Source organism: Rhizobium sp. BK060, from assembly GCF_014193145.1.
In the GTDB taxonomy this organism is placed as follows: domain Bacteria; phylum Pseudomonadota; class Alphaproteobacteria; order Rhizobiales; family Rhizobiaceae; genus Rhizobium.
The window spans coordinates 1-25,889 of the sequence record NZ_JACHYW010000041.1; the positions used below are offsets into that span (position 1 = coordinate 1).

Annotated in this window: 24 protein-coding genes and 3 pseudogenes; 18 read left to right on the forward strand and 9 right to left on the reverse strand. The window is 60.7% G+C overall.

What is annotated here, in order from left to right; all coding sequences use genetic code 11:
• Positions 1-376, forward strand: a 376-nt coding sequence (locus FHT71_RS29045; RefSeq protein WP_246718108.1) for a zincin-like metallopeptidase domain-containing protein, incomplete at its 5' end; no start/stop codon positions are given.
• On the opposite strand, the gene FHT71_RS31985 is transcribed toward FHT71_RS29045, so the two are convergent.
• Positions 324-725 (reverse strand): recombinase family protein, encoded by a 402-nt coding sequence (locus FHT71_RS31985; protein ID WP_348649327.1) that lies wholly within the window; start codon positions 723-725, stop codon positions 324-326. The genes FHT71_RS29045 and FHT71_RS31985 overlap by 53 nt on opposite strands.
• Complete coding sequence (locus FHT71_RS31990; protein WP_348649328.1) at positions 722-1,114, reverse strand: recombinase family protein; 393 nt, start codon at positions 1,112-1,114, stop codon at positions 722-724. Before FHT71_RS31990 ends, FHT71_RS31985 begins: the two co-directional genes overlap by 4 nt.
• 64 nt (positions 1,115-1,178) lie before the next feature.
• Here FHT71_RS31990 and FHT71_RS29055 point away from each other — a divergent pair, with 64 nt between their 5' ends.
• The 3 genes from FHT71_RS29055 (at position 1,179) to FHT71_RS29065 (ending at position 3,222) form a co-directional block, all read left to right on the forward strand.
• Positions 1,179-1,328: a hypothetical protein gene (locus tag FHT71_RS29055; protein ID WP_165933187.1), complete on the forward strand. Its 150-nt coding sequence runs from the start codon at positions 1,179-1,181 to the stop codon at positions 1,326-1,328.
• Between the two features lie 260 nt (positions 1,329-1,588).
• Positions 1,589-1,939, forward strand: a complete 351-nt coding sequence (locus FHT71_RS29060; RefSeq protein WP_132593905.1) for a helix-turn-helix transcriptional regulator — start codon at positions 1,589-1,591, stop codon at positions 1,937-1,939.
• Positions 1,939-3,222, forward strand: a complete 1,284-nt coding sequence (locus FHT71_RS29065; RefSeq protein WP_183723027.1) for a type II toxin-antitoxin system HipA family toxin — start codon at positions 1,939-1,941, stop codon at positions 3,220-3,222. Before FHT71_RS29060 ends, FHT71_RS29065 begins: the two co-directional genes overlap by 1 nt.
• Before the next feature lie 667 nt (positions 3,223-3,889).
• On the opposite strand, the pseudogene FHT71_RS29070 reads toward FHT71_RS29065, so the two are convergent.
• The 3 genes and pseudogenes from FHT71_RS29070 to FHT71_RS29080 form a co-directional block, all read right to left on the reverse strand.
• A pseudogene (locus FHT71_RS29070) lies at positions 3,890-4,806 on the reverse strand (GTP-binding protein); the annotation flags it as partial.
• A gap of 42 nt (positions 4,807-4,848) precedes the next feature.
• Positions 4,849-5,262 (reverse strand): Fur family transcriptional regulator, encoded by a 414-nt coding sequence (locus FHT71_RS29075; RefSeq protein ID WP_132593901.1) that lies wholly within the window; start codon positions 5,260-5,262, stop codon positions 4,849-4,851.
• A 78-nt stretch (positions 5,263-5,340) separates the two neighbouring features.
• Positions 5,341-6,332: pseudogene (locus FHT71_RS29080) on the reverse strand (GTP-binding protein).
• Between the two features lie 128 nt (positions 6,333-6,460).
• Between FHT71_RS29080 and aztA the strand changes: the two are divergent.
• The 9 genes from aztA to FHT71_RS29125 all read left to right on the forward strand — a co-directional run bounded on the left by aztA (position 6,461) and on the right by FHT71_RS29125 (position 15,411).
• Positions 6,461-7,261 carry a zinc ABC transporter ATP-binding protein AztA gene (aztA, locus tag FHT71_RS29085; protein ID WP_132593899.1) on the forward strand — a complete coding sequence of 267 codons (801 nt, stop codon included), beginning with the start codon at positions 6,461-6,463 and terminating at the stop codon, positions 7,259-7,261.
• On the forward strand, positions 7,254-8,120 hold the full coding sequence (gene aztB, locus FHT71_RS29090) for a zinc ABC transporter permease AztB (RefSeq protein WP_132593897.1): 867 nt from the start codon (positions 7,254-7,256) through the stop codon (positions 8,118-8,120). Before aztA ends, aztB begins: the two co-directional genes overlap by 8 nt.
• 19 nt (positions 8,121-8,139) lie before the next feature.
• On the forward strand, positions 8,140-9,102 hold the full coding sequence (aztC, locus tag FHT71_RS29095) for a zinc ABC transporter substrate-binding protein AztC (RefSeq protein ID WP_132593895.1): 963 nt from the start codon (positions 8,140-8,142) through the stop codon (positions 9,100-9,102).
• A gap of 122 nt (positions 9,103-9,224) precedes the next feature.
• Positions 9,225-10,286, forward strand: a complete 1,062-nt coding sequence (locus tag FHT71_RS29100; protein ID WP_132593936.1) for a GTP-binding protein — start codon at positions 9,225-9,227, stop codon at positions 10,284-10,286.
• A complete protein-coding gene (locus tag FHT71_RS29105; protein ID WP_132593893.1) occupies positions 10,283-10,576 on the forward strand; it encodes a hypothetical protein in 294 nt (97 codons plus the stop codon). The genes FHT71_RS29100 and FHT71_RS29105 overlap by 4 nt, the downstream gene beginning before the upstream one ends.
• Positions 10,577-10,812: 236 nt before the next feature.
• The gene (locus FHT71_RS29110; protein WP_245505556.1) at positions 10,813-12,312 is read left to right on the forward strand and encodes an ABC transporter substrate-binding protein; all 1,500 of its coding nucleotides are present in this window, start codon (positions 10,813-10,815) and stop codon (positions 12,310-12,312) included.
• Positions 12,309-13,253, forward strand: a complete 945-nt coding sequence (locus FHT71_RS29115) for an ABC transporter permease (protein ID WP_245505555.1) — start codon at positions 12,309-12,311, stop codon at positions 13,251-13,253. The genes FHT71_RS29110 and FHT71_RS29115 overlap by 4 nt, the downstream gene beginning before the upstream one ends.
• 2 nt (positions 13,254-13,255) lie before the next feature.
• Positions 13,256-14,029, forward strand: a complete 774-nt coding sequence (locus FHT71_RS29120; RefSeq protein ID WP_132593932.1) for an ABC transporter permease subunit — start codon at positions 13,256-13,258, stop codon at positions 14,027-14,029.
• The gene (locus FHT71_RS29125) at positions 14,026-15,411 is read left to right on the forward strand and encodes an ATP-binding cassette domain-containing protein (protein WP_132593892.1); all 1,386 of its coding nucleotides are present in this window, start codon (positions 14,026-14,028) and stop codon (positions 15,409-15,411) included. The genes FHT71_RS29120 and FHT71_RS29125 overlap by 4 nt, the downstream gene beginning before the upstream one ends.
• Before the next feature lie 168 nt (positions 15,412-15,579).
• Here the strand turns inward: FHT71_RS29125 and FHT71_RS29130 are convergent, their stop codons facing one another.
• The 4 genes from FHT71_RS29130 to FHT71_RS29145 form a co-directional block, all read right to left on the reverse strand.
• On the reverse strand, positions 15,580-16,020 hold the full coding sequence (locus FHT71_RS29130; protein WP_246699369.1) for a DUF3299 domain-containing protein: 441 nt from the start codon (positions 16,018-16,020) through the stop codon (positions 15,580-15,582).
• Between the two features lie 1,302 nt (positions 16,021-17,322).
• Positions 17,323-17,940 (reverse strand): YceI family protein, encoded by a 618-nt coding sequence (locus tag FHT71_RS29135; protein ID WP_132593890.1) that lies wholly within the window; start codon positions 17,938-17,940, stop codon positions 17,323-17,325.
• A 35-nt stretch (positions 17,941-17,975) separates the two neighbouring features.
• A complete protein-coding gene (locus FHT71_RS29140) occupies positions 17,976-18,821 on the reverse strand; it encodes an arylamine N-acetyltransferase (RefSeq protein WP_132593888.1) in 846 nt (281 codons plus the stop codon).
• A 56-nt stretch (positions 18,822-18,877) separates the two neighbouring features.
• Positions 18,878-19,339, reverse strand: a complete 462-nt coding sequence (locus FHT71_RS29145) for a cupin domain-containing protein (RefSeq protein WP_183723031.1) — start codon at positions 19,337-19,339, stop codon at positions 18,878-18,880.
• Between the two features lie 287 nt (positions 19,340-19,626).
• Here FHT71_RS29145 and FHT71_RS29150 point away from each other — a divergent pair, with 287 nt between their 5' ends.
• The 5 genes and pseudogenes from FHT71_RS29150 (at position 19,627) to FHT71_RS29170 (ending at position 25,860) form a co-directional block, all read left to right on the forward strand.
• The gene (locus FHT71_RS29150) at positions 19,627-20,112 is read left to right on the forward strand and encodes a pyridoxamine 5'-phosphate oxidase family protein (protein WP_183723033.1); all 486 of its coding nucleotides are present in this window, start codon (positions 19,627-19,629) and stop codon (positions 20,110-20,112) included.
• Positions 20,109-21,461 carry a GAF domain-containing protein gene (locus FHT71_RS29155; RefSeq protein ID WP_183723035.1) on the forward strand — a complete coding sequence of 451 codons (1,353 nt, stop codon included), beginning with the start codon at positions 20,109-20,111 and terminating at the stop codon, positions 21,459-21,461. The genes FHT71_RS29150 and FHT71_RS29155 overlap by 4 nt, the downstream gene beginning before the upstream one ends.
• A gap of 635 nt (positions 21,462-22,096) precedes the next feature.
• A pseudogene (locus tag FHT71_RS29160) lies at positions 22,097-22,249 on the forward strand (IS256 family transposase); the annotation flags it as partial.
• Positions 22,250-22,820: 571 nt separating this feature from the next.
• Positions 22,821-24,479, forward strand: a complete 1,659-nt coding sequence (locus tag FHT71_RS29165) for an acetolactate synthase large subunit (protein ID WP_132593878.1) — start codon at positions 22,821-22,823, stop codon at positions 24,477-24,479.
• A complete protein-coding gene (locus tag FHT71_RS29170) occupies positions 24,472-25,860 on the forward strand; it encodes an aldehyde dehydrogenase family protein (protein ID WP_183723049.1) in 1,389 nt (462 codons plus the stop codon). The genes FHT71_RS29165 and FHT71_RS29170 overlap by 8 nt, the downstream gene beginning before the upstream one ends.
• The last annotated feature ends 29 nt before the right edge of the window (positions 25,861-25,889 follow it).

The following is a 25,889-nucleotide window of genomic DNA, read 5'->3' on the forward strand; positions in this document are numbered from 1 at the left end:
CGATTACATCCAGATGCCGGCCTTCGAAGCCTTCCGGGATGCTCAATCCTATGTCGCCATCCTCAGTCATGAGCTGACCCACTGGACGGCAGCCCGGCATCGTCTTAATCGCGACCTCAGCCGTTACGCCAAGGACAACAGCGAACGTGCCCGCGAGGAACTGATCGCCGAGCTCGGCAGTTGCTTCCTCTGCGCCGATCTCGGAATTGTTCCCGAACTCGAGCCACGGCCCGATCATGCCAGCTACCTCGCCTCCTGGCTGAAGGTTCTTGCCGGCGACAAGCGCGCGATATTCGCAGCCGCCGGCCATGCCCAGCGCGCTGTCAGCTACCTGCATCATCTGCAGCCGGAGCATGAGGAAGGGGAGGCGGCGTGAGCCGCAGGTTCAAATCCTGCGCCGCAACGCCGCGAAGCGAGTAGGAGCCTCCGCAGCAACCGCAGAACACCAGCCCCGACAGCAGTGACTTCGGCGGCGCGTGCCGTTCAGGCGGTTTATGGTGCATGCGTACGGCCTCGGTGACGTTGGCGTACTTCGCGGCGATCTCGCCCTGACGTTCGCGGACCGCCTGCCACAATTGGACATCGATGATGTGCAGTTCCGACACGTCCTTGATGATCCATTCCGATTCGGGGTTCAGCCGCGAGACACGCTTCCCGGTGGAGGGATCCTTGATATAGCGCATCCGGTTCCAGATGAGACGGCCGATGTAGAGTTCATTGTTCACCAGACCCGTGCCCGCTTCACGTGGCCGCGGATGGTCGTGTCGCTCCAGAGCTTGCCGTTCGGGCCGGGGATGCCTTCCTCGTTTAAGGTGCGGGCGATCGTGCGCGGGCCGACGCCGGCGGCGAATTCGCGGAAAATCCGCCGCACGACATTGGCCTCGGCCTCGTTGACCTCGCGGTCGCCGCGAATGGGATCGCCGCGAGAATCCAGTTGCTTGACGACATTGTAGCCGAAGCAGAGTCCGCCGCCTGACTTGCCCTCCTCGACGCGACCACGGATGCCGCGATGAGTCTTGGCGGCAAGGTCCTTGAGGAACAGCGCGTTCATCGTGCCCTTGAGGCCGAGATGCAGTTCGCTGATCTCTCCCTCGGCCAGCGTGACGATCGGCACGCCGCGAACTTCAGATGCTTGTAGAAAGTGGCAACATCGGCCTGCCGCCACCGAAGTCGGTGGCGTGGTTCTGGCGATCGATGCCAAGAATGATCAGGTCGCTGATTGGTACAAGACACTCGGCGCGCTTCCGCTCATCGACACGCCACGCTCGCTGCTGCTTCCGCTCACCACGATTGCGGCAGCACTGAAGGCCGCCGGCCACACATTGTGATCGTCAGCAGTCTGCCGTCTCCGATCGCAACCGTCGATGAGATTTTCCGAAACGGGATGGAAATTGCCCGCAGAGCGGCAAGTTTTCGAAGGAGAGCCGCGAACTTAGCCATGACATTTCTGGAAAATTCGTCACTGATAGTCGCTAAGTTGCGTTATTCCGCATCAAGAAGCGCAATATAGCGGAATTCCGCTTGCAAAGTCGGCGACTAAGACGTAGCGATATTCCGCATGTTAAGCCAGAAGCGATCGGAATTCCGTATGCTGGAGACTGTCTTCAATATCTTAGGTACGCAGCTTCGCGCCGCTCGAAAGCGGCGTGGTTTGAGCCAGCCGGAAATCGCCGCCCGGCTTGGCCGCAATCGGGCACGCATCTCCGAACTGGAGCGCGATCTGGCCAGCAATCGCTGGGGTCGCGATCGTCTGACCCTTTTTGCCGAGATTTGCGATGCTCTCGATTTGACACCCGTCTTGGTTCCGCGCTCGCGGGTTGCCGAAGTCCGCGGATTGATCGAGGAGACTGGCTCAGAGAAGCGACAATCGAAGCAGACGCCCTCAGCCTTCGACGAGTTGTTCATCGATCTTGGCGAAGAGGATGAGGAGGATAACTAATGGCAAAGGCCCCCGTTATCCTCGGTGTTCATCTTCTCGATCGCAGGTTAGGCGCGGTGAGGGTAGGGACGTTGACACGTGATGCCGATGGCGGCGTCGCGTTTGCCGTTGCGGAGACCTATCTGAGAGAGCCTGAGCGCCCGATTCTAAGCCTCGGCTGGTATGATCCTGAAAACGACGAGGGCACGCGCGATCGGCTTTCGAATAGAGGGGACAAAATCGGTCTGCACGGAACGTTGCCCCCTTGGTTTTCCGGGCTTCTACCGGAAGGTGCTCTTCGGGAGCTCGTCCTGGCCGAAATGGGCTCCGGTGATCACGACGAGTTCGACGTGCTGACTAGGCTCGGCGCGGATCTCCCAGGTGCCGTTCTCATCGTGCCGGAAACTGGGGTGCCATCCTCCGCAGGCCCGCTTACTCTGGATAGGGTCCAGGGCTTCCAGGCACCGCTGCCGGAAGGCGCCGTCAAATTCTCGCTCGCCGGCATTCAGTTGAAGTTCACGGCCAATCCGGATGGCGAGCGTCTGACCGTGCCTGGACGCGGCGACACCGGCCGCTGCATCATAAAAGTGGCGAGCGAACAATTTCCCAGCCTTCCCGAAGCAGAGTACGGTGCGATGCGTTTGGCCGGGTTGATCGGAGTCCGGACCGCCAAATGCCGTCTTGTCTCGCGTGACGCGATAACAGGTGTGCCTGCCGAGTTTCTGACGCGTGGTGAAAACGTCCTTGTCGTCGATCGGTTCGACCGTACAGCCGATGGGCATCGCATTCACATCGAAGACGCAGGGCAGATCATCGGGGCGATTGGCGATCGCAAGTATACGATGGCTACGACCGAGACGATCATCAACATGGTTCGACGCTTCAGCACCGATCATCGCGCCGACATATCGGAGGCTATTCGTCGTGTGGTCGCGGATGTCCTGCTGGGAAACGGCGACAATCACCTGAAGAACTGGTCTTTCTGCTTTCCACAGCCAGGCGAAATCCGTCTTTCACCAGCATACGACATCGTGCCTACTGTACTTTACATGCCCAGAGATACTATGGCCCTCAGGTTTGTAAAAACACACAGTTTTGAAAGCGTAAATTTACATCGCTTTGAGCGGGTGGCGAGTTTTCTCCAGGTCGATCCGAAATGGATCGTTCGTGAAGTGACGTTGGCCGTGGAACGCGCGCTGGAGCTATGGCCGTCAGCCGCTCCCGAATTGCTTGGTGAAGAGCGGGCAAAACGGATCATCGACAGACTTGAGACGCTAACGCTGGTCAAGGAAGCGATGGGTTGAGCTTTTGGGGCGACTTCAGACTAATCGGCGACAAGGGAAACCGTCATCCGTTCAGGCGACGCATCTATGGCCACCGATAGGAAGAGATTTCAGTAGAGCACGGGGCAGGGGCGATGATCGCAAGTTAAGATTAAATCCTGCCCCCCGCAACCAATATAAGACGAAAAAACCTTGGTGGCACAATAGGTTACCTGGTTCTTTGTCTTGCGCCAAAATCGGCGCCGCGATTCTACCGCCAATAAAATCAACGGCTTAGTGTCGCAGGTGCAAATCGGGTTGGCTGACACCCGCAGCCAATTGCAATGCGGAAAATCTGCTGCTTTCGCTATCAATAGCGTACCGAAGCGTGAATAGGCGTCACCATTTTGCCGCATTGTCATTCTCCGCGGACGAGGTTGTCAATCCAGCCAATTCGGTTCGAATCGGCACATGAGCAAGCACGGGAAAACGTTTGGCGTCGCGTCGCGCATATTCTGCGCGATGCTGCTCGTTGTTCTCGGATTTTCTCATCGCCCTGTGGTCGCTGCCCCAACGGACAATTTGGCGACATACGTCCTTCCAGATGGCTCGGTGGCGTCGCTTTGTATTCCTGAAGAAGATGGCAAGCCGGGCAAACATGTCGATAATGGCTGCGATGCTTGCCGCATCGCATCGAGCGTCGCCATGCCGATGCCGCCCAGAGACCGGCCTTGCCTGTGCGAACCTGCGCGCCGGTCTGACTGATCTCGCCGACAAAATTGGGCCGCGTCGCCAGCCAGAAGAAACCCGTGGTGCGAACCACGCCGGGCCACGGTAGACGAAGGAGCGAATGCCGTATTCTTCGGTCTCTGGCACGTGGTCCTTGAAACCGTGCAATTCCTTGTACCAGAGCGGATGCTGGGCCGCCCGGTCGAAATCGAACCGGCCGGTCCCAAGCACGTCACGGAGCTCGACACAGCCGAAGTCCGCCTCCAGTATCGTGGCATCGGGATTGAGTGCGACGACGATCTTGCGCGCCGCATCAAGCTCGGCCGACGAGGCGAGGCTGACCTTGTTGAGCACGACGACATCGGCAAACTCGATCTGCTCGACGAGGAGGTCGACGATGGTGCGGACGTCGCCTTCGCCGGCGGTTTCACCCCGATCGGAGAGGAAATCCGAGGAACTGTAGTCCTTGAGCAGATTGGCGGCGTCGACCACCGTCACCATAGTGTCGAGCCGGGCGACGTCGGACAGGCTCATTCCGTTCTCGTCACGGAAATCGAAGGTGGCGGCGACCGGCAGCGGCTCGGCAATGCCTGCCGATTCGATGAGGAGATAGTCGAATCGTCCCTGATCGGCGAGTGCCCGCACTTCCTTGAGCAGGTCGTCGCGCAGGGTGCAACAGATGCAGCCGTTGGTCATCTCGACCAGTTGCTCCTGCGTCCGCGACAGGTTGGCACCGCCGTCCCGAACGAGCGCGGCATCGATATTGATCTCGCTCATGTCGTTGACGATGAGTGCTACACGGAGGCCTTCGCGATTTGCAAGTATGTGATTGAGAAGGGTGGTCTTTCCGGCCTCGAGAAAGCCTGAAAGCACGGTAACGGGGAGTTTGTCCCGCATGGTTGTAATCTCCTTGGGATAGGTCATTGAAATGGACAGCGGCTAGCGGCACTCGCGACAGATGCCCCTGACTTCGATGGCTGTCGTCCTGATCTTGAAGCGGCCGTTGCGGGCGTGCTGCATCAACGCGTCTTCCATAGCTTCATCGTGAAATTCGGAGGCTTTGCCGCAAGCGTCGCAGATTTCGAAGGCCGTGAACCGGGAATGGATGTGCCCGTGGTTCGAGTGGCAGCAGACGACGAAGGCGTTCATGCTTTCGAGACGATGAACTCGGCCTACCTCGACGAGCTTGTCGAGTGCGCGGTAGACCTGAAGCGGTGCCTTCAGGCCCTCGCCGCGCAGCCGGTCAAGGATACCATAGGCACTGAGTGGCTGCCCAGCTCCCTCGAGGACAGACAGGACGAGGCCCTGGTTTCGGGTCAGTTTCCTATGTTCGGTGGCAGCGTCTTGAGGCATGATGTGGCTCGGACTCTTAGAGGTAAAATCAGCTGATCGGAGCAAGCGGCGGACCTCCGATCCCCCTCGTGAGCTCGCTTATTCAGCAGCGACACGCGTCGCGCGGCACTTGCCAAATCCATCGGAAATGATGTCCCGAGGCAGGTCGCGGCCTATGAAGACGAGCCGGGAAACACGTCGCTCGTCCGGCTTCCAGGGGCGCTGATGATCGCCCTCCATCAGCATATGGACGGACTGAACAACGTAGCGGTCGTCGTCATCGCCGAACGACATGATCCCTTTCATACGCAGGATGTCGGTGCCGTAAGCCTGCACGATATATTCGATCCAGCGGAAGAATTTCTGCGGATCGAGCGGCGCATGTTCCACGAGCGAAATGCTGGTCACATGATCGTCGTGCTCGTGCTCGTGGACTTCATCGAGAAAATCGGGTTCCACCTCGAGGAGGCGATCGAGGTCGAAGGCCCTGCGGTCCAGCAAGGCAGCGATATCGACGTCGCAACGGTTGGCATGGATGAGCGCCGCGAATGGATTGAGCCTGCGGATGCGTTCCTCGACGGCCTTGATCTCATCTGGGGACACGAGGTCGATCTTGTTGAGGATGACGGTATCGGCGAAGGCAAGCTGTTCCTGCGCCTCGTGTGCCTTGTCGATCTCACCCAAAAAGTGCTTGGCATCGACGACGGTGATGATTGAATCGAGCCGGGTCTTGGCTCTCACGTCCTCATCGACGAGGAAGGTCTGGGCGATCGGTGCGGGATCGGCGAGGCCCGTTGTCTCGATCAGGATGCCGTCGAAACGGCCGCGACGGCGCATCAGTCCCTCGATGATGCGGATGAGGTCGCCACGAACGGTGCAGCAGATGCAGCCGTTGTTCATCTCGAAGACTTCCTCGTCGGCGTCAACGATCAGGTCGTTGTCGATGCCGACCTCGCCGAACTCGTTGACGATGACGGCGTACTTTCGTCCGTGCGGCTCGGACAGGATGCGGTTCACTTTCCCGCACCCAGATAGCCCGTAAGAACAGTGACGGGGGTGGGGTCTAGCTTTGCGACGGCTTCCACTGACATCGGGATCGTCCTTTCCAGCGCGTTATTTGGTCGCGGGTGGTTGGCGGATGGATTGTTACGGTATAACGTCCCCTTGACGAACGTAATAACATTACATAAGACGCAGTTGTCAATCCCCGGTGCCGAAAATGAACGCCAACCGCCTCGACTTCAAAAACCTCACTTTGGGCTATGGCTCTCATGCCGCCGTCCACCACTTGAACGGCAGCGTCGCGCGCGGTTCGCTGACTGCCGTCGTCGGGGCCAACGGGTCCGGCAAGTCGACGCTGATGAAGGGCATCGCGGGAATCCTGAAGCCGATCAGCGGCACGTGCGAACTGCATTTCGACCGTCTCGGCTACTTGCCGCAGCATTCCGAAATCGACCGTTTCTTTCCGGCCCGGGTCATAGACCTCGTGTCACTTGGCTTCTGGCAGAAGCGCGGTCTCTTCGGTCGTCTGACGCGAGGCGACAGGGACGACCTGTCTAATTGTCTCGCCGAGGTGGGGCTGCACGGCTTCGAAAATCGTCCCCTCGACAGTCTCTCGGGCGGGCAGATGCAGCGGGCGCTGTTTGCCCGGACCATGTTGCAGGACGCCGATCTCATATTGCTCGACGAACCCTTCAATGCCGTGGACGAGCCGACGATTCGCCATCTTATGGACGTCATCGAGGCGTGGGTCTCCGAGGGCCGGACCGTACTTTGCGTGTTGCATGACCATGCGCTGGTTAGGTCCCATTTCCCTGAGACCTTACTGATGGCGCGCAAGCCCGTGGCCTGGGGTCCGACATCGGAGGTGCTGACGGAGCATAACCTCTCCCGGGCGCGAATCTTCCAGGAAGCCTGGGACGACAACGCGGGCTGGTGCGAGGATGACACCGAGTCACAAGTCCACTCGCAAGGCCATGACGACACGGCGCACAGCCACAGGACGACCGCCCATGTATGACTGGCTGATATTCCCCTTCGTGCAATATGGCTTCATGCAACGGGCTCTGCTCGGGTCGATCGTCCTGTCGATCAGTTGCGCGCCGGTCGGCGTCTTCCTGATGCTGCGCCGCATGAGTCTGACGGGCGATGCCATGTCGCATGCCATCCTTCCGGGGGCGGCGATCGGTTTTCTTATTTTTGGTCTCGACATCCTGCCGATGACGCTCGGTGGTCTCGCCGTCGGCATGCTGGTCGCCATCGGTTCCGGCATCGTGTCGCGCATCACCGTGCAGCGGGAGGACGCATCCATGGCGGCCTTCTATCTCATCTCGCTCGCGGTCGGCGTTCTCATCGTCTCCTGGCATGGCTCGAGCGTCGATCTGATGCATGTGCTCTTCGGCTCCGTTCTCGCCCTAAACAACGAGGCGCTCTCGGTGATCGGAACCATCTCTGGCGTGTCGCTGATCGCTTTGCTTGTGTTCTGGCGGGCGCTGATCGCCGAGTGCCTCGACCCGCTTTTCCTGCGATCGGTCAGCCGAATCGGCGGCCCTGTTCATTTCGTCTTTCTGATGCTTGTCGTGCTCAACTTGGTCGGCGGTTTCCAGGCGCTGGGCACGCTGCTCTCGGTGGGGCTGATGATGCTGCCCGCAGTCGCCTCCCGCTTCTGGTCCAACGACGTCCGCAGCCTCTGTCTGATTGCGGCGACGATCGCCGTCGCGTCATCCGTCGGCGGGTTGCTGTTGTCCTATCATGCATCCATGCCATCGGGCCCCGCGATCATCTTCGTCGCCGGCGCTTTCTACCTCATCTCAGCTTTGGCCGGCCGAAGGGGGGTGCTGATGGGCCTCCTCCAGTCACGCCGCCACAAGACAGCCTGATCAACAGAAGGAGCTTCCCATGTTCAGGACCCTACGCCTCGCCAGCTATGCCAGTGCCATCGTGCTTGGCGGCATCGCCTCCTCGGCATCTGCCGCGGAACTGAAGGTCGTCGCCAGCTTCTCTATCATCGCGGACCTCGCCAGGAACGTTGGAGGCGGCAAGATCGAGATCAAGACGCTCGTTCCCGTCGACGGCGACGCGCATACCTATGAGCCCAGCCCGGCCGATGCCGCCTCGCTGGAAAGCGCCAATGTCGTGCTCGTCAATGGTCTCGGCCTCGAAGGCTTCATGTCGCGACTGATCGAGACCAGCGGCACCAAGGCTCCGGTCATCGAAGTCAGCAAGGGCGTCTCACCGCTCAAGGGCGAGGAAGAAGAGCATGAACATGCGGACGGGACCCACGCCAAAGCCGGCCACGATGCGGAGGAAGAAGGACATCATCATCACGGCGAGTTTGACCCGCATGCCTGGCAGTCGGTCGCCAATGGCGAAATCTATGTGAAGAACATCGCGGAAGCCCTATGCGCCGCGGACAAGGCCGATTGCTCGACTTTCACGGCCAACGCGGATACCTATCTGGCCAAACTCAAGGCACTGGACAAGGAAGTGCGCGACGAGATCGCCTCGATCCCCGAGGCCAAGCGCACGATTATCACCTCGCACGACGCCTTCGGCTATTTCGCGCATGAATATGGCCTGAAGTTCCTTGCTCCCCAGGGCGTCTCGACCGAAGCCGAAGCTTCGGCCGCCGACGTGGCCAAGATCATCGACCAGGTGCGGGAAGACAAGGCGTCGGCGGTGTTCGTCGAGAACATCACCAATCCGCGTCTCATGGAACAAGTCGCGAGCGAGACCGGCCTCAAGGTCGGCGGAACGCTGTTTTCCGATGCGCTCTCCGGTCCCGACGGCCCGGCGTCGACCTATATCGACATGTTCCATCATAATGTGAAGACGATGAAGGCAGCCATTCTCGGGAGCTGAATGCACAGGGTGGCGGGTCAACGCCCGCCACCATTCATGTGCCGGCCAGGCAGGGGAGAGGTGACATGCCTTTCGGCATCTTCAAACGGCGCGGCATAGCAGATCGAGGCGAGCAGGAGATCATGGCACTTTACGACTCGGTGCCTGTCGTGCTGCTGACGGGCTTTCTCGGCTCCGGCAAGACGACGCTGCTCAACGAATTGCTTGCTGATCCAGCGATGGCGGACAGCGCCGTGATCGTCAACGAGTTCGGCTCCGTTCCCATCGACCATGCGCTGGTGAAGGTCGGGAGCGAGCGCTATTTTCGGACCACGACTGGGTGCATCTGCTGTACGGCGACAAGCGACGTGCGAGCCTCGCTCTTCGAGCTTCACGAGGCGCGGCGTTTGGGAGAGATTGCGCCGTTCTCGCGTGTCCTGATCGAGACGACAGGTCTCGCTGATCCGGCACCGATCATCAATAGCCTCGTAGCCGGTGGCGCACCTGCGATAGGATTGCGCGACCATGTCGTCGGCCGTCATTTTCATCTTTCCAAGGTTTTCACCACATTGGATGCACTTGACGGTCGGGAGATGCTTGATCGCCATGTCGAAGGATGGAAACAGCTCGCCTTCGCCGATCATGTTGTCGCGACAAAGACCGATCTGGCCGGCCCCGCCTTCTCGGACCTGCAATGGCTCAATCCAGCTGCCCGCTTTCACGACAGGCATGATCCCGACTTCCGACCTGCAGAGATCATTCTGGAAGCGGGACGGTATTCGACGCTGGGCAAGACCGACGATGTGGTGGGATGGCTCGCCATGGAAGGACTTTCCAGACACCGGGTGCATGACCATGACCCCAACCGTCATGGTGACGGGATCAAGGCCGTGGCGCTCACCCAAGAGCAGCCGCTCGACCCGCACAAGCTGCAAATGTTCCTCGACCTGATCGTCAGCAACATCCAATCGGGCCTGCTCAGATTGAAGGGAATCGTGGCATTGGCGGATGACCCTTCTCGCCCCGCTATCGTCCACGCAGTCCAGCACAGGCTCTATCCGATACAGCGCCTCGATGCGTGGCCCGGAGAACCAAGAGCGACGAAACTCGTGTTGATCGGCCACGAACTGCGCAGCCAGCAAATCCAGGAGCTTTTCGCCTACTTGGTGTCTACTTCAAAGACGCGAAAACGGAGAGTCATATGAAGTCTGGTTTCACCAATCCGCTCGCGCGCCAAACACCGGCGATCGTTGGCGCGGCACGTGCCATCAAGCAATGGTCCCGCGATGCCTTCCGCCTTGGCGATGCCGATGCTGTCTTCGTCAACGAGCTCGCTTGTTCCGTTCCCGGTTGCCCACCGAAGGAAACGGTCATTGTCATCATGAGTGCCGGGCGTTCGACCCGACAGATTTCGGTACACAAGGCCATGGTCGACGTGACCGAGCAGGATATTGCTGAAGCCTGCACCCCGTGGCTCTCGCGAAGCGCAGTATGACTGATCGTGTTGTGTCTCGTCATCCGCCTTATCGCGACAGCAAGGAAATGACGGTCAGACCGCCGGTAGCGGCACGATCCGTCAGAAAATAGAACGTATGACGGGACGTCGACGAGCGGGCAGCGCGCTGCATGTTGGGGCAATAGTGGGTGCAACATTTTTCCGCAGGAGCATCTTGAATACGAGTGACAACGCCGCTAGAGGAGCGTCATGCTATAACATAACGGAGATCGACTGTGCTGCGCCTTCCACTTGTCGCCCTGCTTGCCACCCTCATCCCCATGGCCGCCTTTGCGGATGACACGGTCCTGAACGTGGCCGCGCCGTTCGAGATCAAGTCGGCCGATCCAGTGCTCTCAGGCGACATCTACCTCAAGATGGATGTGGTCGAGACGCTTGTGAGTGCCGACGCTTCGGGACAGCTTCTGCCCGGCCTTTCGGATGGTTGGAAGGTCAGCGCGGACAATCTGGCTTGGCGCTTTCACATTCGATCGGGCGTGACGTTCCATGACGGCAGTCCGCTGACCGCGGAAGCCGCGGCCAACGCGCTGAACTGGTCTTCCAAGAAGGAGGGGGGCCTGACGAAAGCGCCGATCGCCTCCATCGCTGCCGAGGGGGAAGAGGTCGTCATCGCGCTGTCCAAGCCCTTCGCGGCGCTGCCCGCCTTCCTCGCCGAATACCGCACCGGCATCCTTGCACCCGCGTCCTATGCCGCCGACGGTACGGTGACGGCTTTGATCGGCACGGGCGCTTTCAAGGCAACCAAGCTCGAGCCGCCGATGACGCTGGAGGCAGAACGGTTTGAAGCCTATTGGGGTGGTGCGCCAAAATTGCTGGCTGTGCGTTATAGCGGCATCAGTCGGTCCGAGACGCGCGCGCTGATGGCGGAAGCGGGGGATGCGGAAGTGGTGGTCAACCTCGATCCGGCCTCCGTCTCGAGACTCAAGGCCGTGGAGTCCGTGAATGTGGAATCCGTCTCTCTGCCGCGCCTGTTGCTGTTGAAGATCAATCTTGCCTCACCTTTCTTCGACACGATCGAAGAGCGCAGGGCATTGTCGCTGGCTATCGACCGCGCTGGATTGGCGCAGGCAGTTCTCCGCTACCCGGCGGCGGCAACGCAGATGTTTCCCCCGGCCATGGCGGATTGGCACGACGCTGCGCTTGCTCCTCTCGCATATGATGCAGAAGCCGCCAAGGCTGCCTTTGCCGAAGCGGGCTGGACCCCAGGAGCCGACGGAGTGCTGCAAAAGGACGGCCAGCGATTTGAGGTCGAGTTGCTGACTTATCCGGACCGGCCAGAACTGCCCCTGACGGCCGCTGTGCTGGAACAGCTTTTGCGCGACGTCGGTATCGCCGTCACCATCAACTCCACCAACTCATCCGAAGTCCCCGCCAAGCACGCCGCAGGAACTCTTCAGATGGCGCTGTTTGCCCGCAACTTCGCGCTGGTGCCTGATCCGATCGGAACGCTGATGCAGGACTACGCGCCGACCGGTGATTGGGGTGCGATGGGCTGGCAGAATGCCGATTTCACGGCTGCCGTCCAAAAGATGGCGGCCAACGGCGGGACCCCGGCCGAACGCGCCGCTCTTGCCGGTGTCCTTCATGCCGAAATGCCCGTCATTCCGATCGCCTGGTATCAGCAGACTGCGGCCATTTCCAAGAAGGTGAAGGGCATTGTGATCGATCCCTACGAGCGTACGCTCGGGCTGAAGTCGGCCGAGTTCATCAAGTGACGGCGGCATTGCGTATCATAGCCTTCCGCCTGCTGCAGGCGGCAGGCGTAGCTCTGGTGGTCGGCGTGATGTCGTTCCTGATGATGCAGGCAATGCCGGGAGACATGGCCTATCGCATCGCCGCCGCCCGCTACGGCTACGATCTGGCCTCGGCCGAACTTGCCCAGGCGGTTCGTGTAGAGTTGGGACTGGGCGCCGATCCGCTGGCCCAGTTCCTGCGCTGGATGTCCGACCTGGCACAATTCGACCTGGGGAAATCGCTGGTCTCAGGACAAAGCGTCTGGGGGGAGATTGTCCATCAGCTGGGTGCAAGCCTTGAACTGGCGGCAATGGCGCTGGCACTATCGCTCTTGATCGGCCCGCCGCTCGGAATCTACGCTGGACTCAATGCCGGCGGCCGCTTCGATGGGGCGCTGCTCGTAATCGCGGCAGCATTCAGGGCTGTGCCGCAGTTCCTGCTGGGCTTGGTTCTGATCGTGATCTTTGCGGTGCAGTTTCGTCTGCTACCATCGGCCGGTTATGGCCAGGCAAGCCACTTTTTCCTGCCGGCCGGGACGCTGGCGCTCGGTCTCGCGGCTGCCTCGGCACGCATCACCCGCGATGCAATGGCCGCCGTTGAAGCAAGTCCCCACTACGCCTTCGCGCGCACGAAAGGGTTGAGCGAGATCCAGGTTCTCCTTCGCCACGGCCTGCGCAATATCGGTGCTCCGGTGATCACCTATCTCGGCCTTCAGTTCGTGCTTCTGGCCGAAGGCGTGGTGGTAGTCGAAACGATCTTTGGCTGGCCAGGCATCGGTCACGCGCTCATTCACGCCGTGTTCCACCGCGATGTCCCGATGGTGCAGGGCACGGCGCTTGTGATGGGCCTGACCTTCGTTGTCATAAACGCCGTCATCGATCTGGTCGCGCGGCGGATCGATCCGCGTGAGGTGCGCGCGTGACGATGTCAAGCTATCGCATGGGATGGGTGCTGCTTGTGGCCATACTGGCCTACGCCCTGATTGGGCCGCTCTTCGACACCGTGGGTCCCTTCAAGCAGGCGCTCCTGAAGGCGCTGGCAGGCCCGGATGCCGGTGCTCCATTCGGATACGATCATCTGGGCCGGTCGATGTATTCGCGCCTGGCTTACGCCTTGCGCCTTTCTCTGGTCATTGCCATTTCCGCGACGGCGACGGCCGCCGTGATTGGCGTCGCTCTCGGTGCCCTGGCCAGCTGGCGAGGTGGTCTCATTGACCGGGGGCTGTCGCTGCTGGCGGACTCCTTCCTGGCGCTGCCGGCCCTGCTGATGGTGCTGATGATGGGCGTCATCCTGCCGTCTACCCCGCTCGCCTTCTGGGCGGGCATCGCTGCCGTGCAATGGATCGAATTCTTCCGGCTGACACGCAGTGCGGCCCGCAGCCACCTGGCGAGCCCGGCGGTCGAGGCAGCGACGCTGCAGGGCTTCGGCCCGCTTTGGGTGTTTCGTCGCATTCTGTGGCCGGAAATCGGGCCGATGCTGCGCACGGCAGCGGCATTCGGCGTCGCCAACGCTATTGCCGCCATTGCGGCACTTGGGTTCGTCAGCGTCGGCATGCGCGCGCCGACACCTGAACTTGGCCTGATGATGGTCGAGCTTCTGCCAAGCTGGCGGGAAGCGCCCGTGGCGCTCATCCAGCCGGTGCTCGCCTGCTTCATCCTGCTCCTGTCGCTCAACCTCATTGCGGGAGGCCGCCGATGACCTTGTTGATCGCCGAAAACATCACGGTACATGCAGGTAAGGAGGCCTTGGTCAATCCGGTCTCGCTCAGCCTGCCGGCGGGGAGAGCGGTCACCGTCCTGGGCGAAAGCGGCTCGGGCAAGAGCCTGCTTGCGCAGGCGATCATCGGCACATTGCCGAAGGGACTTGAGGCGGCCGGCAGCATCATCGTCGGAAACGAGCGGCTGAAGCCGGGCCGGTCCCGGGCCAGCCGCGCGCTCTGGGGTCGCCGCGTCGCGGTTCTGCCGCAGGAGCCCTGGCTCGCCCTTGATCCGCTCATGCCCGCAAAACGCCAGGTCGCTGAAGTCTACGAATTCTTCCGGAGTGATCAACGCCCGGATGACCGCGCCAATGCGGACCTGGCGGCGCTGGGTCTGGACGGGTCAGGCTCCAAATATCCCTGGCAGCTTTCCGGCGGCATGGCGCAGCGTCTGGCCTTCGCCGCTGCGCGGGCGGGCGGGGCGACCGTCACCGTCGCCGACGAACCGACCAAGGGTCTTGATGCCGGTCGTCGTGACGATGTACTCGCGCTCCTGCGTCGTGGCCTTGAAGGAGGAGGCGGCCTCCTGACCATCACCCATGACCTTGCCCTTGCGGCGGGTCTCGGCGGCGAGATTCTCGTCATGAAGGGCGGGGAGGTGATTGAGCGTGGTCCGGCCGGACGCGTGCTGACCATTCCCGAACATCCCTATACCCGGGCTTTGGTCGCCTCCGATCCCGGACGCTGGGCTCGACGCACTCCGGCGGCGGAAATGCCACCGTTGATCCGGGCCGAAGGTCTTCAGGTCGCACGAGGCGGAAGGCAACTTTTCGCGCCGGTGAACTTCACGCTATCGCCGGGGAAGGTGCTTGGCATCTTCGGTCCCTCGGGTTGCGGCAAGTCGAGCCTGGGCAATGCAATTCTTGGTCTGCTGCCGCATCAAGGCACGCTCTGGCGAGACCCATCCATCCGGCGCCTGGGCTACCAGAAGCTGTGGCAGGACCCGCCGGCTGCTTTTCCGGCCCGGATCACATTGGCTCAGGGACTAGAAGACCTTGTGCGGCTTCACGGAATCGATCGTGCCCGCATCGCATCATCTCTCGAGAACCTCAAGCTGTCATCCGACCTCCTGAACAGGCTGCCCAGTGAGATTTCCGGCGGCGAACTTCAGCGGATCGCCCTGCTGCGTGCGCTGCTCCTCGATCCGGTCTTCCTCTTCGCCGACGAGCCGACCTCGCGCCTCGATCCGGTAACGCAGGCGGAAACGATGCAGCTGATGGTGAAGGTCGCACGGGAACGGGACGTGGCGATCATGGTCGTCAGCCATGACGAAGCGCTGCTGACCGCCGTCAGCGATCAGGTGCTTCGTCTGGAAGCTCCCTGATCGGCCGCTGCGATCGCTCGAAGCAGATCTCTGCGCGCCAGCGCTGCCGTTGCCGCTCATGCGGTTCGAGGCATGTGCCGATGTCTCGAGGTGGAGGACTGTAGCTTGAGATACCTCGCCAAGGCGTTGGTTCGTTCGCGCGTGCGATCATGTCTCGCTTCTTGCGCCCTATTTCGACAGGAAATTTCCGGGAGGGATTGCGCGGAGATCGGGATCGTCGAGTTTATTCGCGGCAACGACATCGGCCTTCGTCATGCTGTATCCGTAGGTAAGGACCCGTCTGCCATCCATGATGAAAAGCTGGGCCTGGTCGATCCCGGGCTTCAGTCGACCGCTCACGACGATCGGTTCATATATTCGCGAAATTCGGTATGGCTGAGCCGGGAACACATGAACCATCTGGTTTGGTGGCGGAGCGGCACCGTGACTGCAAGCTCCCGCCCACGGGACGAGCATGAATTCGTAGACAAGCTCTCCTTCCTGGTCGATCGGCAGGAGAAACCCTGTCAACTCCACCGCGGGCCCGTTAATGGGCCAAGTGAGGCTCTTGGCGACCACTTCGTCAGGCACGCTTTCACTTGGAGGCAGGAGCGCGCCCCGCTGGTCCATCGGTCTCAGCGAGTTCCACGAAATTCTTTCCGTTGCAAATGATGGCGAAAAGAAAAGAGATGCCAGGCACGCTGCGAATATAAGGTGAGTTTTTCGACTGAACATTGCGGCTCCAGCATCTGTCAGACCAGGCGAGGCTGATATCACAGATCTCGCGTCGGATCGATTCATCGCCGGCTTTGTGGTCATCGATCCAAGCTCTAAGCTTGATGTCGTTGCACGTCTCGATCGTGATTTGACAAGCCAGACTATTGGGAACGCCCAGGTCACTACGCTCTGCCGCATGTCAGAGCTCTTTAGCCAATATGTTCTCTTGATCGCGAGGGGGTGAATTCGAGCTTGTCGTCACGCTTCGTGCAGGCGATGCGAGCGGCGACATCACCCCGCTGTTGGTATCGGTGTGATCACGCCTAGATCGTTGAAGGCAGAGGGAGCTTCACTGTGAAGCCATCATTGGTGGACCACCGTCTGGCTTCACCGTGTGCATCGGTCCTGTGATGCGTGCCAGCTTCGGTATTTCTCGCTCAACCAATCGCAGGAATCGTTGGTTGCGTGCCCCCGCAACCAAATCTTCCCAAGCCCGCCAACACGGCGGGCTTTTTGATTCCAAAAGATGTCAAAGCAAGCATTCAGTGAACGGCAGCCGGATTCCGATCCCTCGCATCCAGCTCATTCCGTGCCAGGAATTCCGTGGCCCGGACCGCCTCCAAGGCATTTGCCGCCTCCCGGACATGACGCGCGACTTTCATGGGGGTAACGACGGTCAAGCAACGATCTCGATACACCAATATCTCGATTGGTTGCAGTAGCGCGCGTGCTCTCGATGGCGAAAATCGACACGGTTGGCGGTGGTCCCAGTTTGGCCGGAGGAAGTGGACTGCTGAAGCCGCGGCCCGCACGATCGGGCGATGACATAGGAGACGCCAGCCGGCGCCTTACCTTATCGCCCTTCATCTGGTGCCAGTATTTCCGCTTAAGGATCATTGCAGAGGCGCCTTCCACTATTGCTTTCTCTTTGCCCATGACTCAAGGTTCCACTTCACGCCACTGATATCGAACGTGGCCAGGCGGGGAACAGTTTCGGGAGTCCAATACTTCACATCCCGTGAACAGCGGTTGAAGAGCCTTGATGCGCCATCATGAGTCGGCGCCGAGCACCCTCCGACGTTCCGACGTTCCCACAAATCAGCTTCACAACATTTGCCAAGCTCATTAGTTTCGTTGACGTGGCGACTGAGCCATGAGACCCTGCTGCAGTGATTGAGATGCAGGTCCGGCCGGACCTGCATCTCATTTCGTTTCTCACTGGAATGAGTAATCGGCGGGCACCATCTGCGTTTCTATGGCAAAGGTGACCAAGTCACCGAGCTCGGGGATTGCGAAATCCAGTCCCCATTCGCTGCGGCGGATCCTGCCGGTCGCCGAGAAGCCGATCTTCGGGACGCCCATCATCGGGTGCTCGGCCATCGAACCGTTAAAGGTGACGTTGAGCGTCGCCGGGTGCGTCTCGCCGCGCAGGGTCAGGAGGCCTTCGACGGCGCCGGTATTCTCGCCCGTTACGCGGATCGTCTTGGAAATGAAGGTAATCGGCTTGGCGGCCAGGAACGTCTCCTCGCCGCCGATCTCAGCATCGAAGTTCACCTTTTCCGGCCAGGGATAGTCGGTGCGGACCGAAAGCGGATCGATCGTGACCGAGAGCGTGGAGGTTTCCGGCTTTTCCGGCTTCCACTCCAGCCGAGCGTCGACTTTGGTGAAACGCGCGGTGTAATTTGAAAGGCCGGAATGGTTGAACGACCAGTTGAAGCTAGAATGCGAGGGATCAGTCTTGTAGGCGCCGCCGGGCGCCGGGTCGCCGGCGGCGGCAAGGGCGAAGGTCGTGCTCAAGGCAATAACGAGTGAGAATACAGGAATGCGAAGCATGGGTGGTTCCTTGACTTTGACGTGATGGTGCCGGTTCAGGCGGCCTTGTCGCGGCTGATAGCCTGAAGGCGCTCCCAGACGCGGCTGTGCCGGGGAATGTCGAGGTCGAACACGGTCTCGAACGTGTCGGCGAGATGGTCAGCGCTCGTGATGCGCTGCTCGGTGAGGCTTTTTGCGGTCACGCGGCGCAGGCAGTCGTTCTGCAGGGCGACATAACCGTCCACCGTGTGCCGCAGAACCGCGAGCGCATTGGTGAACGGCGAGCCCGGATCCTGCATCAGCCAGCCATGCGTCGTGGCCATCGCCACCTCGTCGCTGTGGTCGAGCCGGAAGTCGAAGCTTTTTGCAATGCCGCGCACATGGTTATTGAAACGCAGCCATCCGCCGTCGGCCGGCATGATCGAGAAGTCGAAACCACGCTGGCTGATCGGCCCGACGGCCAGCGGCACCGGCTCGACGATAGCGTCCGCGACGCCGACTTCAGCGAGATAGGGACGGTCGAGATCGATGCGCAGGGTGAGGTGATTGCCAATGGCGATGTCACCGAGCTTCTCCCGATCGACGCCGCCGCAAAGGCGGGTCACGCGGAAGCCGAGCGCGGTAAGCGCGGCGCCGAAGAGGCCGTTCATCTCGTAGCACCAACCGCCGCGCCGGCCTTCGACCATTTTGGCGAAGGCCGCGGTCGGGGTCATCGCGGAGGGCCATCCCATGAAGGCATCCAGCGCTTCCCAGGTGAAGGTCCTGAGATGGGCGCGATGCAGCTGTGACAGGCTGCGGATGTCGAGGTGAGCCGGTCGCTCCATCCTGATCCGGGCGAGATAGGCGTCGAGCTGCGCTGCCGTCAGGGTCATTTCGTCTGTGTTCGAAGGCGCGTGTGTCATCCTTCAGTCTCCTTTCGATGGATCGGTGTTCAGGTTCCGTGGTGTGTTCGGGTGGGTCAGGCGACCTTGCGGTCGTTGTCGGGTGGAAAGATCAGGCCGAAGTCCCTGGCGACCGAGGCGATTTGCTCGTGTGTTTCGGGCCTGCAGAGTTCGACGATCGGAAAGAAGCTTTCGAACCCGCCCGGCGTGACGACGACCATGAGGTGGCCTTCCGTCTTGCCGACATTGCTAAAGCGGTGTGGCACGCCGCGTGGCAGCGCGATGCAACCGCCTTCCGTCAATTCGACATAGTCGCCGGCGCACCAGAAGCCGAAGCGGCCGGCAAGGACGCGGAAGAACTCGTCCTCGCGCTCGTGCACATGCAGCGGCGGTCCTTCGCCGGCCGGCACGAAAGCCTCGAACATGCCGAGCGAGCCGCCCGTATGGGCTGCCATCATGCGGATGACATGCCTGCCGAACGCCATCGCCTGCGTCCCATGTCCCGACGGCGAAACCGCCGCGTCGGTGAATTTTTTCATCTCTCTCTCCAGGTTCGGACCGCATCGATCCTCGATGCTTTCACTCTTGCGGCAGGACGCAGAAATCGTGTCTCGCCCCGACATGCGAGGCGTGGTATCGACGTCTTTCCCCTGGGCGGCGCGGGGGCCGCCGAAGACGGGCAGATGATGATTGTTCAGGCCGTCCAGCCGGTACGGCGTTTCTATAGCGCGCCGCGAAATCCGGCGTTCCTAAATGAATGTGCAAGCCGTGCCGAATATCCTAAAAGTTTGCTAAGAAGTCTGGGGAACAGCAATAGGGGGTGGCAGTGAGGCTCGATGACAGGCTCCTCGACTTTTTCAATCGGCCGCTGATGTGCATCATCGCGGTGGCCGACGATCGCCGCCGGCCCTCCGCGGGACGCGGCGTCGGCTTTCATCTCCTGGAAGACCGCGAAACGATCGACGTCGTCTTTTCCGCTTGGCAGTGGCCGCGACTCGAGCCCTGCATCAAGCAGACCGGGCGGATCGCCGCCACCTTCGTCAGCCCCTCGGACTATGTGAGCTTCCAGCTGAAGGGCACCGCCACGATGCGCGACACGGAAAGGCGCGACCTCGATCGCGCCGACCGCTTCATGGCCTCGGCGACGGAAGAGCTCGAATCCCTCGGTGTGCCTCGGCGCCTCATCGCGCCTTGGCTGACGGCGCGCGAGGCGCGGGTCGCCCGGCTCGCAATCAGCGAAATCTACGTCCAGACTCCCGGCCCGCTCGCCGGCATGCTGGCAGGCGAGCAATCTGGTGCGAGCTCCCGATGAATCCGCGGCTTTCTGATCTTTCCGCCTGCTTCGAAGGTGTCATCCCCTCCATCATCGCCACGGCCTCGGCCGATGGCATGCCGAACATATCCTATCTCTCCCATGTGGTGCGGATCGATGAGGAGCATGTCGCGCTTTCCAACCAGTTCTTTGCCAAGACGGCAGCAAATGTGCGCGCCAATCCCAAGGTCACGCTGATCCTTGTCGACGGTTTGACGGGCGACCAGTTCCTGCTCGACATCGGCTTCGTGCGTTCCGTCGATGCAGGCGCGTTATTTGACAAGATCGCCCGCCAGCTCAAGGCGAGCAGCGCGCAGGTCGGCATGTCGGACGTCATGCGGCTCAGGAGCGCCGATATTTTCCGGGTACACGGGATCGAAAAGGTCCTCTCGCCGGTGGAAAGCGCGCTGGCCATGGCTGGCCGTCCACCCGTCAGCCTCCCCGCCCTTTCGGAGGCGATCAGGGTGATCGAGCAGCAGCAGGAAGCCGACGAAATTATCGACAGCCTGCTCGGCAGCGTCCAGCGCGTTCTCAGATACGACAATGCGCTCGTGCTCATCCGCGACAACCATCGCGGTTGTCTAATCACCACTGGCAGCATCGGCTACGGGCGCTCGGGCCTTGGATCCGAAGTCGCCGGCAGCGAGGGATTGATCGGTGCTGCGGCAACAAGCGGCCAGACGATCAAGGTCAGCGACATGAGCCGCGTCCGCAGGTTCGGCGAAGCGATTGGCCTGGATGCGGAAGGGGCTGAAAATACCACACGCACCGTCGCCTTCCCGCAACTGCCGACGGCCATGAGCCAGATCGCCGTTCCCATGACCGCCCGCGGCGCCGCTACAGGCGTACTTTTCATCGAGAGCACGGAACGGCTGGCTTTTCGCGAGGAGGACGAGGCGGCTCTCGAAATCTTGGCGGGTCAGGCCGCCAGCGCCCTCAGGGCCAGCGAACGGGAAGCGGCGGCCGCCGAGCCGAGGCCGGTGGCCACGCTGCCCGAACCTGCCGCCGCCGGGCGGGAAGTCCGCGTCGTCCATCACCGCTTCGACGACAGCGTGTTCGTCGACGGCACCTACATCGTGAAGGGTGTTGCCGGCTCGCTGCTGCGCCTGATGCTCGAATGGCACTTGAACGAGGGCCGAAGCGAATTCACGAACCGGGAAATGCGGCTCGCGGCCGGCGCCCGGATGCCGGAGATCAAGGACAATCTCGAAACCCGGCTCCTGCTGTTGCGTCGCCGGCTCGAAGAGAAGCGGGCGCCCATACGCCTCGTCCGCGTCGGCAGAGGCCGCGTCCGGCTTGAGATGGAAGGACCTCCCATCTTCGACGCGACCAGAGGCGATGACCTGTGAGCTGGCAAATTGGCAGGCAGTTCGTCATCGGTGAAACCTGAATCGCGTTACAATCGGCGTAGCAGCCAGAAAGAATTGGTTTTCGCCTGCTGTCGACCAGGACGGGCTCGTGCTCGACATTCTCGGCCAGAGCCAACTGGTCTTTGGTTCGAAATCTATTCGAGAGTTTCACCGTCTGGCCCCCTTTTCGGGCGGCCGCAGTCCAAGCTTGACATGCGGTCAGATGATAACAATTGAAGTTGGGAAACGGGTTATCAATTGCTAGGAGAGCAATATGCTGCCGCCAATCACCAAAGCTGACGAGATCAGCGAGAGATATGTCAGCGCCATATCCAATCCCCTTACGACGTCGGATCGGTGGAAAATGCCGGTTGCGTGATTAAATCATATGCTTTTGCCGAGATGGAAAGGTGGCATCCCCCGCCCTCAGATCTATAGCGGATTCATTGCTCTGCCACAGGCAATGCCGACTGTGACAAGCATCATGGAGAATTTGGCAGGGACACCTATCAACGGCAGCGGCTCGACATACGCATAGGCGACCTGAAGCGGTCAGGCCAATCGCGGAAAGCGGCGTGGTTGGGCTCAGACAAGGACTCTGCATCGCTCAAGCCACAGATAGGCAGCAGCCGTCCTTTCCCAACGACGAAGCCATTGTCCGTCTCGTCGGCGCTCTCCTGCTGGAGCAAAATGATGAGTGGGCTGTTCAGCGCTCGCGCTACATGACACTTGAGACGATCGCCACAATGAGTGATGATCCGCTCATCAACTTGCCTGCCGCAAGTTGACCTGCTCCCGGCCTTGACTGGAAAGCTCGACAATCGAACGAGCTACACCACTCCCTGGGACATCATCAGTGGCTCTCAAGCCATCGCCTTTCTCTGTTGGCAGAGCCGGCGAAATTCTTGCGATTGCAATGGCAAAATGGGCGCGCAACCAGAGGAACTCTGGGAGGCCTATTCTGCTGTAAAATCGCGGCAAGGAGCGAAGCCAGTTTATAAGATATGTGGAGGGCAGCGGGTCGAGTGGTCGTGGTTGCCAAGTCTGAAGTACCTCAACCCGATTTGCCCGGACCAATGTGACGTGACCGAAAGCTGTTCTCGTCTTGTGGTCAGACAAACGGATTTGAAAATACTGGGTCGCCGGTTCGATCCCATTCAAGGCGAATATTTGCGGTACCCCGAATTGGGCCGAAAGGTGTCTCCTTTCCGGCGATCCTCTGCAGGCCGATTAAGCACACCTAATCTGGGATATATGCACCGAACTACCGTTGGATCTGATCGGGAAGGCGCTTATGTTTGCACTCGCTTCATCTCAATCGCTCATGGATCGACCTGATAACCAAACGAGGCATCCGTCATGACCAAAGGCTCCGATCTTCTGGTGGCCGCACTCGAAAACGAGGGTGTCGACCGTATCTTCGGTATTCCAGGCGAAGAAAATCTCGATGTTGTCGAGTCCATCCGCAAATCGTCCATTCAGCTGGTGCTGACACGGCATGAGCAGGCGGCTGCGTTCATGGCCGCGACCTATGGTCGCCTGACCGGCAAACCGGGTGTCTGCCTGACGACGCTCGGGCCGGGCGCCTTGAACCTTTCGACGGGCGCGGCATATGCGCTGCTCGGCGCCATGCCAATGGTGATGATCACCGGCCAGAAAGGGGTGCTTTCGTCCCGGCAGGCCCGGTTCCAGGTGGTAGACGTGGTGGCGTCGATGAAGCCGCTCACCAAACTTGCCCGGCAGATCGTTTCGCCGCAAATGATCCCGACGATGGTCAGGGAGGCATTCCGGATCGCACAGGAGGAGCGGCCAGGACCGGTCCATCTTGAGCTCCCGGAGGATATCGCTGCCGAGGAATGCGCACCGGTCGCTCTGGTCGCCCCGCATCAGCTGGAGCTGCCGATCGCAAGTGACGCGGCGCTCGATCGCGCGGCCGTCCTCATTACCGCGGCAAAACGCCCGCTCCTCATGCTCGGGGCAGCCGCTTCGCGTCCTCGGTCGACGTCTGATATCGCGCAATTCGTCATCCGCACCGGCATCCCCTTTTTCACGACCCAGATGGGCAAGGGAACGGTCCCGGGCGGAACCGAGCTCTACATGGGTACCGCCGCACTGTCGGAGCGGGACTATGTCCATGAGGCGATCGAGCAGGCCGATCTCATCATTACCATCGGCCATGATACGATCGAGAAGCCGCCCTTTATCATGGGCAAGGGTGGTCCGAACGTCGTCCATGTCGGATATCAGCCGGCGACGGTCGAGCAGGTCTATTTCCCGCAATCGGAAGTCATCGGCGATATCGGTCCATCGTTGAAGGCGTTGGCGGATCGCCTCGAAGGCAAGCTGCCGAACGCGCAAGCCCTTCTTCACCTGCGGGAGCGCATCCTCGAGCGCATCGCCGTTCGGGCAACGGAAGATCGCTTCACGCCGCAGCGGCTGGTCCATGACATGCGGGAAGTCATGCCGCATGATGGCATCCTGGCGCTTGACAACGGCATGTACAAGATCTGGTTCGCACGGAACTATCGGACGCGCATGGCGAACACACTGCTGCTCGACAACGCCCTTGCAACGATGGGCGCCGGTCTCCCATCGGCCATGGTCGCCTCGATGCTCTATCCGGAACGGCGTGTCATGGCGGTCTGCGGGGATGGCGGCTTCATGATGAATTCGCAGGAGATCGAAACGGCCGTCCGGCTGAAGCTGAACCTCGTCATCCTCGTCATCGAGGATGATGCCTATGGCATGATCCGCTGGAAACAGGCGGTGGACGAGTTTCCGGACTTTGGAATGACGTTCGGCAACCCGGATTTCGTGAAATATGCGCAATCCTACGGAGCCAAGGGGACGAGGGTCGACGACATCAGCCAGTTCAAGCAGGCGCTTGAAGATGCCTTTTCCGGCGGTGGCGTTCATCTGGTGAACGTTCCTGTCGATTATTCGGAAAACGAACGTGTGCTGGTGAGGGAATTGCGCGAGCGGCTTCCCGCCATTCTGGAGGATCAAGATGATGCCTAACCTGAAGGTCTATCAGGCATTCGATCGCGCGCTCATTGCCGAAATACCGGCCGATGACGCCGCTGCTCTCGAGCATAAGCTCGAAGTTGCCGCGAAAGCCTATGCCGATCGAAGCGCCTGGCTGCCGGCGCATCGCAGGATGGCTATCCTCAGAAGGGTGTCCGAGCTTCTCTCCGAGAACCGTGACCGCTTTGCCATCATGATCGCCCGCGAAGGTGGCAAGCCGCTGACGGATGCGATCATCGAGGTGACGCGCGCGATCGATGGTCTCGTCAACGCGGCAGACGAGCTGCGCAGTTTTGGCGGCAAGGAAATCCCGATGGGCCTGACTGTTGCCAGTACCAACCGATGGGCCTTCACCACCAAGGAGCCGATCGGCGTCGTGGCGGCGATATCGGCGTTCAACCACCCCCTTAATCTCATCATCCACCAGATTGCGCCCGCAGTGGCGGCCGGCTGCCCGGTCATCGTCAAGCCGGCGGCAACCACGCCGATTTCCTGCATCGAGATCGTCAAGCTGTTCTGGGAGGCGGGACTGGACGAGCGCTGGTGTCAGACCTTCATCACGGAGGACAATGCGCTTGCCGAGAGCTTTGCTACGGATCAGCGCGTCGCCTTCCTGAGCTTCATCGGCTCGGCTAAGGTCGGCTGGTATCTGAAAAGTAAGCTGCCGCCAGGCACGAGATGTGCGCTGGAACATGGTGGAGCAGCCCCTGTTATCGTCGATCGCAGCGCCAGTGTCGATGCAATCATCGGGACGATCGTCAAAGGCGGGTATTATCACGCGGGGCAGGTCTGCGTGTCGGTGCAGCGCCTCTTCGTGCACAATGACATCCTATCCAACTTCACCGACGCGCTCGCCGCCAAGGTCGCAAGCCTCCGTGTCGGTGATCCCACGTTGAAGGAGGCGGAAGTCGGGCCGCTGATCCTGCCGCGCGAGACGGAACGTGTCGCAAGCTGGATCAAGGAAGCGACCGATGCGGGAGCAAGGCAATTCGGGGGAGGACGGTTGTCCGAGACCACGCTTCTGCCCTCCGTCCTGCTCGATCCGCCGGCGGACGCCAAGGTGTCGCGGCTTGAGGTCTTCGGACCTCTAACCTGTGTCTATGGCTATAGCGACATTGACGAGGCGATCCGTGTAGCCAACTCTCTGCCTTATGCATTCCAGGCGAGCGTCTTTTCCACCGATATAGCCGTCGCGCTCAAGGCGGCAAGGCATCTCGATGCATCGGCAGTGCTCGTCAACGACCACACGGCCTTTCGAACCGACTGGATGCCTTTTGCCGGGCGCAGGCAGTCGGGATATGGTGTCGGGGGTATTCCTTGGACGATGGAGGAGATGGCCGACGACAAGATGGTGGTATTAAACGGCGTCAGTTGATCCGCGCAACTGGCTTGCAGGAGTATGAT

What these genes read in the sequence shown, in the direction of transcription:
- aztB (WP_132593897.1), top strand. Translation starts at nt 7,254, where the DNA reads ATGTATGACTGGCTGATATTCCCCTTCGTGCAATATGGCTTCATGCAA.
- FHT71_RS29125 (WP_132593892.1), top strand. Translation starts at nt 14,026, where the DNA reads ATGACCTTGTTGATCGCCGAAAACATCACGGTACATGCAGGTAAGGAG.
- FHT71_RS29140 (WP_132593888.1), bottom strand. Translation starts at nt 18,821, where the DNA reads ATGACACACGCGCCTTCGAACACAGACGAAATGACCCTGACGGCAGCG.
- aztA (WP_132593899.1), top strand. Translation starts at nt 6,461, where the DNA reads ATGAACGCCAACCGCCTCGACTTCAAAAACCTCACTTTGGGCTATGGC.
- FHT71_RS29105 (WP_132593893.1), top strand. Translation starts at nt 10,283, where the DNA reads ATGAAGTCTGGTTTCACCAATCCGCTCGCGCGCCAAACACCGGCGATC.
- FHT71_RS29065 (WP_183723027.1), top strand. Translation starts at nt 1,939, where the DNA reads ATGGCAAAGGCCCCCGTTATCCTCGGTGTTCATCTTCTCGATCGCAGG.
- FHT71_RS29155 (WP_183723035.1), top strand. Translation starts at nt 20,109, where the DNA reads ATGAATCCGCGGCTTTCTGATCTTTCCGCCTGCTTCGAAGGTGTCATC.
- FHT71_RS29075 (WP_132593901.1), bottom strand. Translation starts at nt 5,262, where the DNA reads ATGCCTCAAGACGCTGCCACCGAACATAGGAAACTGACCCGAAACCAG.
- FHT71_RS29165 (WP_132593878.1), top strand. Translation starts at nt 22,821, where the DNA reads ATGACCAAAGGCTCCGATCTTCTGGTGGCCGCACTCGAAAACGAGGGT.
- FHT71_RS29060 (WP_132593905.1), top strand. Translation starts at nt 1,589, where the DNA reads ATGCTGGAGACTGTCTTCAATATCTTAGGTACGCAGCTTCGCGCCGCT.
- FHT71_RS29170 (WP_183723049.1), top strand. Translation starts at nt 24,472, where the DNA reads ATGCCTAACCTGAAGGTCTATCAGGCATTCGATCGCGCGCTCATTGCC.
- aztC (WP_132593895.1), top strand. Translation starts at nt 8,140, where the DNA reads ATGTTCAGGACCCTACGCCTCGCCAGCTATGCCAGTGCCATCGTGCTT.
- FHT71_RS29100 (WP_132593936.1), top strand. Translation starts at nt 9,225, where the DNA reads ATGGCACTTTACGACTCGGTGCCTGTCGTGCTGCTGACGGGCTTTCTC.
- FHT71_RS29145 (WP_183723031.1), bottom strand. Translation starts at nt 19,339, where the DNA reads ATGAAAAAATTCACCGACGCGGCGGTTTCGCCGTCGGGACATGGGACG.
- FHT71_RS29120 (WP_132593932.1), top strand. Translation starts at nt 13,256, where the DNA reads ATGTCAAGCTATCGCATGGGATGGGTGCTGCTTGTGGCCATACTGGCC.
- FHT71_RS29130 (WP_246699369.1), bottom strand. Translation starts at nt 16,020, where the DNA reads ATGGACCAGCGGGGCGCGCTCCTGCCTCCAAGTGAAAGCGTGCCTGAC.
- FHT71_RS29135 (WP_132593890.1), bottom strand. Translation starts at nt 17,940, where the DNA reads ATGCTTCGCATTCCTGTATTCTCACTCGTTATTGCCTTGAGCACGACC.